16 protein-coding genes and 3 riboswitches are annotated in these 15,188 nt (G+C 73.4%); of the genes, 9 read left to right on the top strand and 7 right to left on the bottom strand.

The features are described from left to right. Positions 1–3: 3 nt before the first annotated feature. The gene (locus tag ACXR8F_RS06325; protein WP_458799219.1) at positions 4–678 is read right to left on the bottom strand and encodes a SprT-like domain-containing protein; all 675 of its coding nucleotides are present in this window, start codon (positions 676–678) and stop codon (positions 4–6) included. 196 nt (positions 679–874) lie between these two features. Here ACXR8F_RS06325 and ACXR8F_RS06320 point away from each other — a divergent pair, with 196 nt between their 5' ends. Beyond that, entirely contained in the window at positions 875–1,354 is a 480-nt protein-coding gene (locus ACXR8F_RS06320) for a DUF2510 domain-containing protein (protein ID WP_458799218.1), read from the top strand. A 39-nt stretch (positions 1,355–1,393) separates the two neighbouring features. Here the strand turns inward: ACXR8F_RS06320 and cobN are convergent, their stop codons facing one another. Then, positions 1,394–5,068: a cobaltochelatase subunit CobN gene (gene cobN / locus ACXR8F_RS06315; protein ID WP_458799217.1), complete on the bottom strand. Its 3,675-nt coding sequence runs from the start codon at positions 5,066–5,068 to the stop codon at positions 1,394–1,396. A gap of 42 nt (positions 5,069–5,110) precedes the next feature. Further along, positions 5,111–5,243: riboswitch (cobalamin riboswitch) on the bottom strand. 39 nt (positions 5,244–5,282) lie between these two features. Here cobN and ACXR8F_RS06310 point away from each other — a divergent pair. The 6 genes from ACXR8F_RS06310 to ACXR8F_RS06285 all read left to right on the top strand — a co-directional run bounded on the left by ACXR8F_RS06310 (position 5,283) and on the right by ACXR8F_RS06285 (position 9,919). Then, complete coding sequence (locus ACXR8F_RS06310; protein WP_458799216.1) at positions 5,283–6,458, top strand: precorrin-3B synthase; 1,176 nt, start codon at positions 5,283–5,285, stop codon at positions 6,456–6,458. Further along, the gene (locus tag ACXR8F_RS06305; RefSeq protein WP_458799215.1) at positions 6,449–7,123 is read left to right on the top strand and encodes a precorrin-8X methylmutase; all 675 of its coding nucleotides are present in this window, start codon (positions 6,449–6,451) and stop codon (positions 7,121–7,123) included. The genes ACXR8F_RS06310 and ACXR8F_RS06305 overlap by 10 nt, the downstream gene beginning before the upstream one ends. Beyond that, on the top strand, positions 7,120–8,658 hold the full coding sequence (locus ACXR8F_RS06300) for a precorrin-2 C(20)-methyltransferase (protein WP_045192933.1): 1,539 nt from the start codon (positions 7,120–7,122) through the stop codon (positions 8,656–8,658). The genes ACXR8F_RS06305 and ACXR8F_RS06300 overlap by 4 nt, the downstream gene beginning before the upstream one ends. 88 nt (positions 8,659–8,746) lie before the next feature. Beyond that, complete coding sequence (locus tag ACXR8F_RS06295; RefSeq protein ID WP_045192932.1) at positions 8,747–9,061, top strand: hypothetical protein; 315 nt, start codon at positions 8,747–8,749, stop codon at positions 9,059–9,061. 49 nt (positions 9,062–9,110) lie between these two features. Next, positions 9,111–9,401, top strand: a complete 291-nt coding sequence (locus ACXR8F_RS06290; RefSeq protein WP_458799214.1) for a DUF1905 domain-containing protein — start codon at positions 9,111–9,113, stop codon at positions 9,399–9,401. A gap of 47 nt (positions 9,402–9,448) precedes the next feature. Further along, complete coding sequence (locus tag ACXR8F_RS06285; RefSeq protein WP_458799213.1) at positions 9,449–9,919, top strand: hypothetical protein; 471 nt, start codon at positions 9,449–9,451, stop codon at positions 9,917–9,919. Positions 9,920–9,930: 11 nt separating this feature from the next. Here the strand turns inward: ACXR8F_RS06285 and ACXR8F_RS06280 are convergent, their stop codons facing one another. The 5 genes from ACXR8F_RS06280 to ACXR8F_RS06260 all read right to left on the bottom strand — a co-directional run bounded on the left by ACXR8F_RS06280 (position 9,931) and on the right by ACXR8F_RS06260 (position 13,609). Further along, positions 9,931–10,338 (bottom strand): hypothetical protein, encoded by a 408-nt coding sequence (locus ACXR8F_RS06280; RefSeq protein WP_458799212.1) that lies wholly within the window; start codon positions 10,336–10,338, stop codon positions 9,931–9,933. Further along, on the bottom strand, positions 10,335–11,120 hold the full coding sequence (locus ACXR8F_RS06275; protein ID WP_458799211.1) for a CbtA family protein: 786 nt from the start codon (positions 11,118–11,120) through the stop codon (positions 10,335–10,337). The genes ACXR8F_RS06280 and ACXR8F_RS06275 overlap by 4 nt, the downstream gene beginning before the upstream one ends. A 1-nt stretch (position 11,121) precedes the next feature. Then, positions 11,122–11,331, bottom strand: a complete 210-nt coding sequence (locus ACXR8F_RS06270) for a CbtB domain-containing protein (protein WP_045192924.1) — start codon at positions 11,329–11,331, stop codon at positions 11,122–11,124. Between the two features lie 30 nt (positions 11,332–11,361). After that, a riboswitch (cobalamin riboswitch) is annotated at positions 11,362–11,547 on the bottom strand. 41 nt (positions 11,548–11,588) lie between these two features. Further along, a complete protein-coding gene (locus tag ACXR8F_RS06265; protein WP_458799210.1) occupies positions 11,589–12,344 on the bottom strand; it encodes a cobalt-precorrin-4/precorrin-4 C(11)-methyltransferase in 756 nt (251 codons plus the stop codon). Beyond that, entirely contained in the window at positions 12,341–13,609 is a 1,269-nt protein-coding gene (locus tag ACXR8F_RS06260; RefSeq protein WP_045192922.1) for a bifunctional cobalt-precorrin-7 (C(5))-methyltransferase/cobalt-precorrin-6B (C(15))-methyltransferase, read from the bottom strand. The genes ACXR8F_RS06265 and ACXR8F_RS06260 overlap by 4 nt, the downstream gene beginning before the upstream one ends. 157 nt (positions 13,610–13,766) lie before the next feature. On the opposite strand from ACXR8F_RS06260, the gene ACXR8F_RS06255 reads away from it, so the two are divergent. Further along, positions 13,767–14,297: a hypothetical protein gene (locus ACXR8F_RS06255; protein ID WP_045192920.1), complete on the top strand. Its 531-nt coding sequence runs from the start codon at positions 13,767–13,769 to the stop codon at positions 14,295–14,297. Further along, positions 14,294–15,043 carry a hypothetical protein gene (locus tag ACXR8F_RS06250; RefSeq protein ID WP_458799209.1) on the top strand — a complete coding sequence of 250 codons (750 nt, stop codon included), beginning with the start codon at positions 14,294–14,296 and terminating at the stop codon, positions 15,041–15,043. Before ACXR8F_RS06255 ends, ACXR8F_RS06250 begins: the two co-directional genes overlap by 4 nt. 54 nt (positions 15,044–15,097) lie before the next feature. Then, positions 15,098–15,169, top strand: a riboswitch (cobalamin riboswitch). The last annotated feature ends 19 nt before the right edge of the window (positions 15,170–15,188 follow it).

Here is a 15,188-nt window from a genome sequence, read left to right as displayed (position 1 = left end):
GCCTCAGCCCGCGGCCTCGACCCAGGCGAACGGCACGGTGAGCACGCCCTGCTCAATCCGCACCTTGTAGTTGCTCCGGCCCCTGCGCAGGATCGGACCCACGAGGCCGTCGTACGGCCCCGGCGCCGTGACGCGCACGACCTGGCCGAGGGGGAGGGCGCCCGGGACCTGGTGCGGGGCGTCGGCCCGGAGCGCCTCGAGCTCGGCGACGTAGTTCGGGTGCATGGCCACGGACCGCCCGTGGAAGGTCCACTCGAACAGGCGGTCGCGCGGCGGACCGGAGCAGCGCGAACACCAGCCCGCCCGGGTCGGACGTCGATGACGTGTCAGGACGTGGCCCGCCGGGCAGGTCGCCTTCCACGGCCCCTCCAGGGACGGCGCGTCGGCGGACGAGCACCGCTGGCCGGAGCAGCCGAGCTCGAGCGCCTTGGCCTGCCACACGGCGTCGTGCCCGTGACGTGCACCGACGAGGGCGTGCGCGATCTCGTGAAGGAGGGTGTCGCGTACCTCCGCCTCGTCGTGGAGCCGGGTGAGCGGTGCGCTCAGGGCGATCTCGCGCCTTGCGGGGCGGCAGGCACCGGCACGCGTCTTGGCCCGGTCGAGCACGAGCGTCCAGTCCTCGAGCGCCTGCTGCTCCATGAGCTGTCGTCCCATGACGTATGCCGCCCTCACGTCCATCGGTGCTCCCCTCGCGTGGCCGCGGCGTCGTGGTCGTCGGTCACGACGCCGGCTCCCTGATCTCCCGGACGAACCGTAGACGAGCCGTCCGACAGCGGCGTCAGACCCACAGATGGTGGCGAATCGCCTGAAAGCGCCGCGGGTTCACTGGCTGCGACATAGCCTCAGAGCCTCTGACGCACGACAGGAGAGATGAATGAGCCAGAGTCCGACGGCGCCCGCCGGGTGGTACCCGGTCGGGGAGGGTGAGCGCTACTGGGACGGCCGCGCCTGGACGCCGCACGTCCGGCCCGCCCCCGCGCCACCGGCCGCGTCGGTCGATGCCCACGGGCTGCCGCACCACGAGGCTCACGTCGGTCCGGCATACGCCGCCCGACAGGTGCCCGCAGCCCCTGCCGTGTACCCGTACGCCCCGGCCCAGACCACGTTCACGCAGGTCGTCCCGAAGAACCCGGCCATCGCCGTGCTCGCGTCGTTCTTCCTCCCGGGGCTCGGCACGATGCTCAACGGGCAGGCCGGGCGGGGCGTGCTGATCCTGCTCGGCTACTGCGTGAGCTGGGTGCTCGTCATCGTCCTCGTGGGGATCCTCGGGGTCTTCGGCTTCTGGGTGTGGGGGATGGTCGACGCGTACCAGGGCGCCCGCGAGTGGAATGCCCGCCACGGCATCTACAGCTGAGCGAGTTCGCCGAAAAGGCCTGCTGGGTGTGACGGTGGGTCAGTCCTCGAGGTCGCCCTCGACGTCGAGGTAGACCTGCTGGAGCTCGGCGAGCAGCTCGGGGTCCGGCTCCTCCCAGAGCCCGCGCTCGACGGCCTCGTGCAGTCGCTCGACCATGCCGTGCAGCGCCCACGGGTTCGCGTGCTGAAGGAAGTCGCGGTTCTCCTTGTCGAGCACGTACGTCTGGGCGAGCTGCTCGTACATCCAGTCCGTGACGACGCCCGCCGTCGCGTCGAACCCGAAGAGGTAGTCGACGGTCGCGGCGAGCTCGAACGCGCCCTTGTAGCCGTGCTTGCGCATGGCCGCGATCCACCGCGGGTTGACGACGCGGGCGCGGAAGACGCGCGCGGTCTCCTCGGTGAGGGTGCGCGTGCGCACGGCGTCGGGGGTCGTCGAGTCGCCGACGTACGCCTTGGGCTCGCGCCCGGTCAGCGCGCGCACGGTCGCGACCATGCCGCCGTGGTACTGGAAGTAGTCGTCGCTGTCGGCGATGTCGTGCTCGCGGGTGTCGATGTTCTTCGCGGCGACGTCCATGCGCGCGTACGTGCGCTCCATGTCGGCCCGAGCCGGTATGCCGTCCAGCTCGCGCCCGTAGGCGAAGCCGCCCCACGTCGCGTAGACCTCCGCGAGGTCGGCGTCGGTGCGCCAGTTGCCCGACTCGACGAGCGGGAGGATGCCGGCGCCGTAGGAGCCGGGCTTGCTGCCGAAGATGCGGGTCGTCGCTCGGCGGGCGTCACCGTGGTCGGCGAGGTCACCGGCGACATGGGCGCGCAGGTAGTTGTCGTCGGGGCCCTCGTCGAGGTCGGCGACGAGGCGCACCGCGTCGTCGAGCATCGCGATGACGTGGGGGAACGCGTCGCGGAAGAAGCCCGAGATGCGGACCGTGACGTCGATGCGGGGCCGGCCGAGCTCCTCGAGCGAGACGGCGTCGAGGCCCACGACACGACGCGACATCTCGTCCCACCGGGGGCGCACGCCGAGCAGCGCGAGCACCTCGGCGATATCGTCGCCCGACGTGCGCATGGCCGACGTGCCCCACACCGACAGCCCGACGGAGCGCGGCCACTCGCCCGTGTCGGCGCGGTGCCGGGCGAGCAGATCGTCGGCGAGCCGCTGCCCGGTCTCCCACGCGAGCCGGCTCGGGATCGCCTTCGGGTCGACGGAGTAGAAGTTGCGCCCGGTCGGCAGCACGTTGACGAGGCCACGCAGCGGTGAGCCCGAGGGACCGGCCGGCACGTAGCCGCCGTCGAGCGCGTGGAGCACGGCGTCGATCTCGCGCGTCGTCGCGAGCAGGCGCGGCACGACCTCGCGGCAGGCGAAGGCCAGCGAACGGCATACGCCCTCAATGTCGACGTTCGGGAGGTCACCGAGGTGCTCGGCGATGATCCCGGGCACGGCGTCCTCGGCCCAGCCCGCTTCGGCGAGGGCGGCGACGAGGGCGGACGCCTGCGCTTCGGCGACATCGACGGACGAGCGCTCGGACTCCCCCTCACTCAGCCCGAGCGCCGTCCGGAGGCCCGGCACGGCACCGACGGCGCCGGCGAAGACCTGGTTGGCCCGCAGAATCGCGAGCACGAGGTTGGCGAGGCCCTCCCCCGCGGGGGCCTCGCCAAGGATGTGGAGGCCGTCCCGGATCTGGACGTCCTTGACCTCGCACAGCCACCCGTCGACGTGCATGACGAACTCGTCGAACTCGTCGTCGTCGGGGCGGTCGGTGAGACCGAGGTCGTGGTGCATCTGCGCGGCCTGGATGAGGGTCCAGATCTCGGCGCGCAGGGCCGGAGCCTTGGCCGGGTCCATGACCGAGACGTTGCCGTACTCGTCGAGCAGCTGCTCGAGCCGGGCGATGTCGCCGTAGGACTCGGCTCGTGCCATCGGCGGCACGAGGTGGTCGACGATCGTCGCGTGGGCCCGGCGCTTGGCCTGGCTGCCCTCGCCGGGGTCGTTGACGAGGAACGGGTAGACGAGCGGGATCGAGCCGATCGTCGCGTCGGGGCCGCAGGCCGCCGAGAGCGCGAGGTTCTTGCCCGGCAGCCACTCGAGGTTGCCGTGCTTGCCCATGTGGACGATGGCGTGGGCGCCGAAATCCCTTGCCAGCCAGTCGTAGACGGCGAGGTAGTGATGCGTCGGCGGGAGGTCCGGGTCGTGGTAGATCGCGATGGGGTTCTCGCCGAAGCCGCGCGGCGGCTGCACGAGGATGACGACGTTGCCGGCGCGCAGGCTGGCCGCGACGAGCTCGCCTCCGGCGTCGGTGTGCCGGTCGACGAAGACCTCACCCGGCGCCTCGCCCCAGTGCTTCGTGACGGCGTCGCGCAGCTCGTCAGGGAGCGCCTCGAAGTGCTCGCGGTAGCGGGCGGCCGGGATGCGGACCGGCTGGCCGCTCAGCTGCTCCTGCGTCAGCCAGTCCTCGTCCTGGCCACCGGCCTCGATGAGGGCGTGGATGAGGGCGTTGCCCGCGGTCGTGTCAGGCGTCTCGCCGTCGACGGGCTCGAGCGGCCCGGTGCCGGGGATCTCGCCGGGGGCGCCGAGGTCGTAGCCGGCCTCGCGCATGGCCCGCAGCAGCCGGATGATCGACACCGGGGTGTCGAGGCCGACGGCGTTGCCGATGCGCGAGTGCTTCGAGGGGTACGCCGACAGCACGATCGCGATGCGACGCTCGGCGGCCGGCGTGTGGCGGAGGCGGGCGTGGTTGACGGCGAGCGTCGCGAGGCGGGCACACCGCTCGAGGTCGGGCACGTAGTGCGGCAGGCCGTCGCCGTCGATCTCCTTGAAGGAGAACGCGTTCGCGATGATGCGGCCGTCGAACTCGGGCACCGCGACCTGGGTGGCGACGTCGAGCGGGCTCATCCCGTCGTCGCTCGCCTCCCACTGCTCGCGGCTCCACGTGAGGCAGAGGCCCTGGATGATCGGGACGTCGAGCGCGGCGAGCGCCCGGACGTCCCACGCCTCGTCGTCCTCGCCCGCGCTCGCGGTGCCCGGCTTCGTGCCACCGGCAGCGAGCACGGTCGTGACGAGCACGTCGTATGCCGCGAGGTGCTCGAGCAGGTCGGCCGGGGCCTCGCGCAGCGACGACACGTGCACCGGGACGCCGATGCCGCCGGCGGCGTCCACCGCGTCGGCGAGGGCGTCGACGTAGGCGGTGTTCTCGGCGGCGAACTGGGCGCGGTAGAAGAGGATCCCGACGCGCGGGCGGGGAGCGGCGCCCGCGACGTCGGAAGTCGGGGCGGTGGCCGTCGCCGGCTCGGGGCGATCGAGGACGCCCCAGGCCGGGAGGGGCGCCGGCGGTTCGAAGCCCTCGCCGGTCATGAGCAGCGTGTCGCCGAGGAAGGCGTGCAGCTCGCGCAGGTTGGCCGCGCCGCCCTCGGCGAGGTAGCGGTGCGCCTCGGCGACGACGCCCGGGGCGACGGTGGACAGGTCCATGAGCGACGCGTTCGGGGTCTGCTCGCCACCGAGAACCACCATCGGCTTGCCCGCGCCGCGCAGTCGACGGAAGCCGTCGCAGAGGTCCTGGGGTCCGCCGAGGACGCGGGCGACGACGATGTCGGCGGCCTCGATCGCCTCGGCCATCGACGGGTGGCCCGGCCGGGTCGGGTTCGCGACCAGGTAGTCGGCGCCGCTGCCGCGCGCGCACAGCAGGTCGGTGTCAGAGGTCGAGAGCAGCGCGATGCGCGTCATCAGGGTCTCCTCGGCGGGGTGTCCACGCCCCGCGGTCGAAAGGAAGGTGAGGCGCTGCCGGCAGTTCCTGACTCACCGCCTCCCTCGCGGGTGACGGCTCACAGTGGCGGGACCGTCCCGGACTCTCACCGGGTTCCTGGTCGACGACGCTGGGGCCACCATAGCCCGAGACGCCGGCCTTGACGCGGACGGGGGCGCCCCTACGATGTGCCGCGTGACCGCCCCGACGAGCCGAGCCCGAGGTGCCGCAGACGCCTGCCCCGGCGTCGCGCGGCCGTTCTCCGCTGTCGACGGGTCGATCGTCCGGCTGCGTCCAGCCGGACTTCCAGTGTCTGTCAGCGCCCTGTCCGGACTTCTCGATGTCGTTGCGGGACAGCCGGATCCGACCGTCCTGCTCACCTCCCGAGCAGCTCTCCAGCTGCGCGGCCTGCCCGACCCGCTGACGGCCGAGACGCGCGCGGCCGTCCTGGCGACCGGCCTCGTGCCGGCACCGAGCCACGAGCTGGTCCGCAACGTCGTCGCGTCGCCGCTGTCGGGTCTCGACGGCGGCGGCCGGTGTGACGTGCGTCCCCTCACCGCGGCTCTGGACGACGCCGTCTGCGCCGCGCCCGGGCTGGCTCACCTCGGCGGCCGCTTCCTCTTCGCCCTCGACGACGGGCGCGGCGACGTCATCGGCGGCACGTTCGACCTCGGGTTCCTCGCCACCGGCCCGGACCGCGGCGTCGTCCTGGCGGGCTCGCAGCCGGGTGGCTGGTCGGTGCCGCTCCGTGAGGCGGTGCGGACCGTGACCGCGCTCGCGGAGGAGTTCGCCGAGCGCACCAAGGGCGGCGAGACGGCCTGGCACGTCGACGAGCTCGCCGACCGTCTCGGGCCCGCCCCCACGTGTGCGATCTCGCCACCGCCCCAGCCCGACCGTCCGCTGGGTGCCGTCGGCGAGCACGCCGTCGTCGCCGTCCCCCTCGGCCTGCTGCGCCGCGAGCACGTCGACGCCCTCTGGCGCGTCGCCGAGACCGTACGCGTGACGCCGTGGAGGTCGCTCGTCGTCGAGCACGGCGCGCGCCACCTCCCCGCGCTCGAGGCAGCGGGACTCGCCACCCACGCGGGCTCGCCGTGGCACCGGCTCCACGCCTGCACCGGCCTCCCCGGGTGCAGCCGCTCGGCCATCGACACCCGCGCCCTCGCCCGCGACCTCGCCCCGGTCCTGCCAGCCGGGGACCTCCCCGTGCACGTCAGCGGGTGCGAGCGTCGCTGTGGGAAGCCGGCAGCGGCGCACGTCGACGTGCTGTCGCCGGCGTCTCTCGGCGCGGCGCTGGACCAGATCGCGGCCCACTCGGCGAGGGAGAGTGCCCACTCGACGGGGTCGACGGAGCAGGAGGGGTCATGGACCTGAGGACGACCAACGGGACGGTGGGTCCACCGACCCGCCGCTACGCGTACGAGACGGACGGCGCCGAGATCTACCGGCGGTCGTTCGCGACGATCCGGGCCGAGACACGGCTCGACCACCTGCCCGAGGACGCCCGCGTCGTCGCCGTCCGGATGGTCCACGCGAGCGGCGACGTCGACCTCACCGAGCACATCGCCGTGCACCCGCGGCTCGTCGCGTCCGCCCGGGGCGCTCTCGAGACGGGCGCGCCGATCCTCACCGACGCGCACATGATCGCCTCGGGCATCACCAGGGCCCGACTCCCGCGCGACAACGATGTCGTCTGCACGCTCCGCGACGAGCGGGTCGCCGGCCTCGCAAAGGCTTGGGGCACAACACGTTCCGCCGCCGCGGTGTCGTTGTGGGGTGACCGCGTCGAAGGCGCCGTCGTCGCCATCGGCAACGCCCCGACCGCCCTCTTCCACCTGCTCGAGACGATCGCGGACGGCGGCCCCCGTCCGGCTGCGATCGTCGGCATCCCGGTCGGCTTCATCGGTTCGGCCGAGTCGAAGGTGGCCCTCGCCGACAACCCCTTCGACATCCCGTGGCTCGTCGTCCACGGGCGGCGGGGCGGATCGGCCCTGGCTGCCTCCGCCGTCAACGCGCTCGCCCGCGAGGAGGAGCTGTGAGCGGCTGGCTGAGGGGGGTCGGCGTCGGCCCGGGCGACCCGGAGCTCGTCACCGTCAAGGCTGCGCGTCTCATCGGCGGGGCCGACGTCGTCGCCTTCCACAGCGGCCCGCGCGGTGACTCCATCGCGCGTCGCATCGCGCAGTCGTACTTCCGTGACGACGTGGTCGAGGAGCTGCTCGTCTACCCCGTCACCACCGGCGCCACCGACCACCCGCTCGGCTACCACGGGCTCATGTCCGACTTCTACGACGAGTCGGCGGATCGCCTTGCAGCGCATCTGGACTCGGGCCGCAACGTGGTCGTCCTCGCCGAGGGCGACCCGCTCTTCTACGGCACGTACATGTACCTGCACGACCGCCTCTCGGGCCGCTACGACACCGCCGTCGTGCCGGGTGTCACGTCGGTGAGCGGCAGCGCGGCCGCCGTCGCGACCGGGCTCTGCCGACACGAGGACGTGCTCACGGTCCTGCCCGGCACGCTGCCGGTGCCAGAGCTCGCGCGCCGTCTCGCCGACACCGAGGCCGCCGTCGTCATGAAGCTGGGCCGGACCTTCGAGAACGTCCGCGAGGCGCTCCGCCAGGCCGGCCGCCTCGACGAGGCGCGCTACGTCGAGCGAGCCAGCTCGGAGGCCGAGCGCGTGCTGCCCGTCGCGGACGTGGACCCCTCGTCGGTGCCGTACATGTCGATGGTCGTCCTGCCGGGCAAGGATCTGCGCGCCGACGCAGCCGGTCGGGCGGCCTCGTCGGCGGGCACCCCCGCCGCCGGTCCTGTTCCAGCAGAAGCCAGCCCGACCGAGGCACCTGTCGGTGAGGTCGTCGTCGTCGGTCTCGGTCCCGGTCCCGGCCGGTGGCTGACCCCGGAGGCCTCCGCCGCCCTGGCCGAGGTGGGCCACCTCGTCGGCTACGCCCCCTACGTCAACCGGGTGCCCCAGCGCGAGGGCCTCGTCCGTCACGCGTCGGGCAACACCGTCGAGGTCGACCGCGCGCGCGACGCCCTCGAGCTGGCCCGCAAGGGCGAGCGTGTCGCCGTCGTCTCCGGCGGCGACGCGGGCGTCTTCGGCATGGCCTCCGCCGTGTTCGAGGCCGCCGACACCCACGGCTACGGCGACGTCCCGGTGCGCGTCCTGCCCGGCGTCACGGCGGCCCAGGCCGTGGCCGCCCGCGCCGGCGCACCGCTCGGCGGCGACTTCGCGATCATGTCGCTCTCCGACCGGCTCAAGCCGTGGCACGTCATCGAGCGGCGCCTGCGCGCCGCGGCCGCCGCCGACCTCGTCGTCGCGCTCTACAACCCCGCCTCGCGCAGCCGCACCGAGCAGGTCGCCCGGGCGCGCGAGGTCCTCCTCGAGGAGCGCTCGGGCGACACCGTCGTCGTCGTCGGTCGCGACGTCGGCCGCGACGAGGAGACCCTCACCGTCACGACGCTCGAGGCCCTCGACCCGGCGACCATCGACATGAAGTGCCTCGTCGTCGTCTGCGCCACCGGCACCCGCGTCACCGCCACCGGCCAGGTGTGGACACCCCGCTTCGTCCAGTGAGCCATGCGACGGCACCCGTCGTCGCACGATGTCTTGACAGGCGAGCGGCCGCTGCCGTCCCATCGATAGATCGGACGGAGGTACGGCCATGTACGGATACACGCTCCACTTCCCGGCGCCCATCGAGGTCTACCTGACCATGCACCGAGCGATCATGGAGACCGTCTCGGAGGAAGGTGAGGTCGAGGGTCTGCTGCTGCACTACGCCTACCCGTCGGACCAGGGCTTCGACCTGGTCGAGGTGTGGGAGTCCAAGGAACAGCTCGAGGCCTTCAACCGCGACGTGTTCCCCAGGGCGATGGCACGCTCGGGCCTGCCGCCGGGCGGCCCCATGCCGGACCCGGTCGAGTTCACCCCCGCGGTCGTCATGACGCCGCGCGCGTTCAGCTCCGACGCGGCATGAGGGCCCCGAGCTGCCCGCCGTCGGCAGGTCGCCCTGACATCCTGACCCCATGCAGCTCGACTTCCAGGGCACCGTCTACCAGTGGCGCGGCCCCCAGCCCTACTACTTCGTGCGCGTGCCCGAGCCCGAGTCCGAGGCGCTGCACGACGTCGCCCACGTCAGCTACGGCTGGGGCATGATCCCCGTGACGGCGCGCGTCGGTCGCACCGAGTGGTCGACCTCGTTGTGGCCCAAGGACGGCGGCTACATCGTGCCGCTCAAGAGCGCCGTCCGTCGGGCCGAGGACATCGAGGACGGCGACGTCATCGGCATCGGCCTCGACGTGCGCGCCGAGGTCTGACCGGCCGGTCCCACACCGTCGGGCTCGGATCTGCCAAGGTACGCCCCATGGCCTTCGCAGACCTCAGCATCCCCGGTGTCGCGGGAGTCGTGTCGACCGACTACTCGTTCTGGAGCGGCTACCGGTTCTCCGTCGACGGCAGCCGCCTGAAGCCGCACGGGTTCCCCCGCAACCGCCTGACGCTCCCGGGCACGGCCGGGCCGGTGGAGGCCCGGGTCAAGGCGGGCCTCAACCGCGCCTACCCGGCGCTCGTCGTCGGCGACCGGGAGTACGCGACCGGCCCGGAGACGCCGGTGGCGCTGCAGCTCCTCGCGCTGCTTCCCCTGGTGACCCTGCTGGTGGTGCAGGGCGCCATCGGCTTCGCCGTCGCCTTCGGCGGGGTGTTCGTCAACCTCGGGATCACCCGCGGCGAGCAGTCGACGGGCGTGAAGGTGGCGCTCATGGTCGGCACCTTCGTCGCGGCCGTCGCGATCGCGCTGGCGGCGGTCGCAGCCGTGGGCTCACTCGCCGGGCTCTGACGCTGCCGCTGTCAGGCCGGCGCCCACTCGAGCGCGATCCCGCTCGGCACGAAGACCCGTGACACCAGCGCGGGCGGGATGCATGCGACGCCTGGCCCGCCCCGTCTCACCCATTCGCTGATCGCGTCGGTCGTGGTCTCGTCGAGGACGGCGCGCAGCCACACGGGCCGTGCGCCTGCCCGGCGTCCCCCCGGCGACGGTGTCACGACGACGACGTTCGACTCGTCGCAGGCGAGCAGGCAGCCGCTCCGCAGCACCCGCGCGTGCGCCCCCGCGCCGACCTCGAGCCGGGCCAGCAGCCCGTCGTGGTCGACGCCGGGGTGCTTCTCCTGCGTGCCGCAGCAACAGTCGCGGCAGACGCGCACGATGCATGTTCCGCCGGGCGAGCTTGCGGGAGAGCCGCTTTCGTATGCCGTCACGCCGAGACGGTCGTGCCGACGTCGACCCGCGCACGCCCGGGACGGACGGCCTCGCCGCGCTCCATGAGGAGCCCGAACGCGAGTCCGAGCGTCAGCCACATCGCGCCGAGCTGGGCGAGCGAGGCGAGCCGGAAGTCCCAGACCACGTCGGCGGGGACGTCGGCCGGCACCTGGTCCGGGGTGCCCGGCAGCAGGGTGAGCACGAGCACGAGCAGCACGACCGTTGCGACGACGTCGATGGCCCACCGCGTCGACGGCACCGGCACCCGCGACGCGAGCCAGCGGTCGAGCATCGGCACGACGACGGCGATGGCGACGCCGAGGAGGAGCACGACGGCATACAGGGTCGTGCGGCGCCCCACGGTCGCCGGGTCGCCCACGGCGGGCGGGTTGGCCGGGATCTTCACAGCAGGCAGGAGCGTGACGGCGCCGAAGCCGACCGTTGCGAGCACCAGCGACCGGCCGAGGTCGCCGCGGCCGGTCAGGCGGTCGCGCAGACGGGCGAAGACGACCGCGAAGATCACGCCGACCGCCAGACCGACGACCACCGAGGTGACCGCACCCCCGACGACCTGCGCCGACCTCGACACGAGCGGCTCGTCGCCGCCGTGCAGCGGCACCCCGGCCGCCTGCCCCCCGTGCATCCCGCGCAGGTCCTCGATCACGAGGGCACGACGGATGACGGGCTCGACGACGAGCCAGATGGTCAGCGCAGCGGCGAGCCCGGCGAGCGCGCCGGCGAGGGCCCCGCGCCGCAGCACGGAGCCGAAACCGACCGCCACGTCAGTGGCAGGGGACGCCGAGCGCGTGGCGCGCGTCGTGCGTCAGCTCGTGGAGCATCTCGGCGGCGGGAGCGCTGAGCAGCGCCCCGTTCTCCTGAGCGAGCACGTAGATCGTGAAGACGGCGACGGCGAGCAGCAGCCAGGCCCACACGGGGACCTTGACGGTGGCGGCGGACGCGGTGGAGGGGACGACGGATGCAGCAGTGGTCATGGCAGATTGACCCTTTCTTTCCATGCCTCGTGGACAGATCACGCCGCAGCCGGTCTCCTGGCTTCCAGATCGTCGCGCCTCCCCGCCTTCCCAGCGACCCGGCTGTTCACCTGAGGTCACCAGTGGCGATGGTGGGGACTTGCTCCCTGGTCACAGTGGCGAGGACCACGTCGGAATCACACCGACTTCCCGTGCACTGCGGCCCTCGCATCCTGACACAGGCCGACGGCCGCCGCCACGGGGGTGCGCCCGAATGCTTACGCGCGTCGCGTGATTCGCGTCCCGTAGAGGTGCGACTCGGCGAAGTCGTCCGTGTCGCGTGCGGCGAGCGCCCGCCCGACGAGGATGATCGCGGCCTGCCGCAGCCCGGCGGCCTCGACCTGGTCGGCGATGTCGGCGACGGTGCCGCGCAGCACGAGCTGGTCGGGCTGCTCGGCGTTGGCGACGACGACGACGGGGCAGTCGGCACCGTAGTCGTCGACGAGCGTCACCATCAGCTCGCGCGTGCGCCGGATTGCGAGGTGCAGCACGAGCGTCGCGCGCGACCGCGCGAAGTGGGCGAGCGACTCGGTCGCGGGCATCTGCGTCGAGTCGCGGTGCGCGCGGGTCAGCACGACCGACTGGGCGATCTCGGGCACGGTCAGCTCGCGCCCGATGAGCGCTGCCGCGGCGGCATACGCGGGCACCCCGGGCGTGACGTCCCAGGGCACGCCCGCCCGGTCGAGGCGCCGCGTCTGCTCGGCGACGGCCGAGTAGACGGACGGGTCGCCGGAGCACAGCCGCGCCACGTCGTGCCCGGCCTCGTGGGCCCGCACGCAGTGCTCGGTGATGGCGTCGAGGTCGAGGTGCTGGGTGTCGACGAGCTGCGCGCCGTCGGGGCAGTGCGCCAGCACCTCGGCGCCGATGTAGGTGCCGGCGTAGAGGCACACCTGCGACTCGCCGACGAGCCGCACGGCCCGCAGCGTCAGCAGGTCAGCAGCGCCCGGCCCTGCGCCGATGAAGTGCACGGTCATGTGTCGAACTCCGAATCCTCTTGCAGCACAGCCTTCTCCACGGACCACTGGACGATCGACCGAGCCGGCCTCCACCCGTGCAGCGACCCGATGACGTCCAGCTCCTCGACCGCGATGCGGCTCATCGACCCACCCAGCCGTCGGCGTGCTTCGTGCAGCACCAGCTCGGTCTCGACCGTGACGCCGTGGACGACGAGCCGCCCTCCCGGCGCGAGCGCCGTCCAGCACGCGTCGAGCAGGTCAGCCGTGGCGCCGCCACCGACGAAGACGGCGTCGGGCCGGGGCAGGGCCGCGACGGCGTCGGCCGACCACGCCTCGACGACACGCAGGCCCGGGACGCCGAGGGCGCGCGCGTTGCGCCGCACCCGCCCGGCGCGCGCGGGGTCGCGCTCGACGGCGTGCACCTCGTTGCGCGGGTGCTGCCTCGCGAACTCGATGCCGACCGAGCCGGCACCGGCGCCCAGGTCCCACATGACGTCGCCGGGCCGCGGTGCGAGGTGGGCGAGCGCCGCCGCCCGCACGACGCGCTTGGTCAGCTGCCCGTCGTTCTCGAATGCCGTGTCGGGCAGTCCCGGCACGAGCGACGGAGCGCGCGTGGCGGGTCCCGACGAGCACTCGACGCACACGAGGTGCAACCGAGGGGCGGGACGGTCGTCCCACGATGCGGCCACGCCGTCGGTGCGCGACTCGGCGGGCGACCCGAGGTCGCCGAGCACCGTGACGCGGCTGCCGGCATACCCCTCGTCGACGAGGAGGGCGGCAACGCGCGACGGGGCGTCCTCACCAGAGGTGAGCACGACGAGCCGGGCGCGCGGGGCGAGGTCGCGCCGCAGCCGGTCGACGTCACGCCCGACCAGTGTCACGACCTCGCTGTCCTCGGCGGCCCAGCCCATGCGGGCGCGCGCGAGGGCGACGGACGAGACCGCCGGGTGCACGCGTACGGCGTCGGTGCCGAGCTCGCGGACGAGGGTCGAGCCGATCCCCGACACGTGCGGGTCACCGCTCGCCAGCACGACCACGCGCCTGCCCGAGACCTCGTCGAGGAGGGCGCGCAGACCGGGCAGGAGCGGCGACGGCCACGGCACGAGCCGCACGCCCGGCCGCTCGCCGAGCATGTCGAGGTGGCGGTCGCCACCGACGACGACGTCGGCCTCGTCGACCATGCGCCGCGCGTCGGGGTCGAGCGTCCCCAGCCCGGCGGCCCCGACCCCGACCACCTCGATCGGCACGACGTCGATCGGCACGTCACTCGCTCGGGCGGTCACAGCGGCGACCCTAGCGCGGACGAAGATCGGCAGACGGATCTGCCCGTTCCGGTCCTGCCCGTGCCCTCCCGGCCCCATCATGGGCTATCGCAGGGCGTCAGGGGACCGTCGGGGATGCCGTGCGACAACGTCGCCACAGGGGAGGAAGAACCCAACCATGACTGATGCCCGCACGGACTCCGGCCGCGTCCCGACGACGCGACTGACGACCGTCAGCGCGCACGGAGGCAGCGTCACCTTCGACGTGCCCGCCGCCTGGGAGACGATCGTGCTGTCCGAGGACGCCGGCGTCGTGGCAGCCCTCGAGCCGGAACGGGCCGGGCTCTTCCGCACCAACTTCGTGCTCACCGCCGGACCCGTCGACGGGCCGCTCGGCGACTGGCAGCGCCAGGTCGCGCGGCACGACGAGGAGGTGGCCGAGCACCTGGTGCTCGACCACGAGGAGCTCGGTGTCGGCGGCCACGCCGGCTCCCGTCGCCTCACCACCCACTGGACTCCTGCCCGCGAGTCGGTGACGACGGAGTCGTGGTCGACGGTGGTCGGCGGCACGGGCGTCACCCTCACGGCGAACGTCGGCACGCTGCGCCTCACCGAGATGGCCCCGCTCATCGACGCGGTCGCCTCGAGCCTCGTCGTGCGCGAGACCGGCTGCGTGGCGGACGGCGTGCCGGGACACGTGCCCGCATGAGCGTGGAGTTCGACGCCGCGAACGGGACCCTTCGGCTCGACGCCGAGGCCTTCATCACCCTCGCGGAGCTCTCGAGCGACGCGGTCGACTCCTGCGACACCACGCTCGGCCGTCTCGTCGACGTCGGCGCCGTGACCGCCGGGGTGCCTCACCCGCTGCTCCGGCCCGGGCTCGCCGCCGTCGCGGGGTCGGTCGCCACTCTGCAGGTGCTCGTCGCCGGGCCCGAGGACGTACGCCTCCACCACGGCTGGCTGGCCGGTGACGCCGCCCTGCTCACCGACCTCGGCGACGGGACGTACGACTTCGCCTCGGTGTCGGCCGAGTTCGTGCCGGAGGCGATCGCCCGCGTCACGCTCGTCGGACCGCGTCCGCGTCTCGGCAGCGGCTCCGTCGTCGTCGACGAAGCGGTGCTCGACGACCTCGCGTCCAGCTCATCGACTGCCAGGGCAGCGGGCGTCGAGGCGCTCGCCGGGTTGCTCGCGCCGTGGCCGGCTGCCGCCGCCGCCGTGCGCGCCGGCGGCTGGCACCTCGCGCTCGTCGACGTCGCCTTCGTCGAGGCCGGGCGCACGGTCGCCCGCCGGCTCGCCTGGCTCGACACGGACGCCGGGATGCTGCGCATCGAGGCCGACGACCACGGGCCCGTGCTCGTGCCCGTCTCCGGCACGAAGCTCTGGCGGGCCGTCGTCGCGGTGCTGCCCGACGGCCTCGACGACCTCGGCCGCGGCTCGGTGGCCCGTTCGGCCTGACCGCGCCGCCGGACCTCGACGCGACGTGGCAGACTGCGCGTGGCGACTGGAGAGGAATCCGGTGCAAGTCCGGAGCGGTCCCGCCACTGTGAACCCCTGACCTGACGGTCGCGGGAAGCCAGGGCATCTCCCGTCGCTGGTCGCG

This window comes from Terrabacter sp. AAH1, assembly GCF_054456855.1.
The sequence above is the reverse complement of the archived record's forward strand: the minus strand, read 5'-3'. Positions and strand labels throughout refer to the sequence as shown.

Coding starts and splice junctions, on each gene's coding strand:
- ACXR8F_RS06320 (WP_458799218.1), top strand. CDS start 875: ATGAGCCAGAGTCCGACGGCGCCCGCCGGGTGGTACCCGGTCGGGGAG.
- ACXR8F_RS06250 (WP_458799209.1), top strand. CDS start 14,294: ATGAGCGTGGAGTTCGACGCCGCGAACGGGACCCTTCGGCTCGACGCC.
- ACXR8F_RS06265 (WP_458799210.1), bottom strand. CDS start 12,344: ATGACCGTGCACTTCATCGGCGCAGGGCCGGGCGCTGCTGACCTGCTG.
- ACXR8F_RS06270 (WP_045192924.1), bottom strand. CDS start 11,331: ATGACCACTGCTGCATCCGTCGTCCCCTCCACCGCGTCCGCCGCCACC.
- ACXR8F_RS06295 (WP_045192932.1), top strand. CDS start 8,747: ATGTACGGATACACGCTCCACTTCCCGGCGCCCATCGAGGTCTACCTG.
- ACXR8F_RS06290 (WP_458799214.1), top strand. CDS start 9,111: ATGCAGCTCGACTTCCAGGGCACCGTCTACCAGTGGCGCGGCCCCCAG.
- cobN (WP_458799217.1), bottom strand. CDS start 5,068: ATGACGCGCATCGCGCTGCTCTCGACCTCTGACACCGACCTGCTGTGC.
- ACXR8F_RS06255 (WP_045192920.1), top strand. CDS start 13,767: ATGACTGATGCCCGCACGGACTCCGGCCGCGTCCCGACGACGCGACTG.
- ACXR8F_RS06305 (WP_458799215.1), top strand. CDS start 6,449: ATGGACCTGAGGACGACCAACGGGACGGTGGGTCCACCGACCCGCCGC.
- ACXR8F_RS06285 (WP_458799213.1), top strand. CDS start 9,449: ATGGCCTTCGCAGACCTCAGCATCCCCGGTGTCGCGGGAGTCGTGTCG.
- ACXR8F_RS06325 (WP_458799219.1), bottom strand. CDS start 678: ATGGACGTGAGGGCGGCATACGTCATGGGACGACAGCTCATGGAGCAG.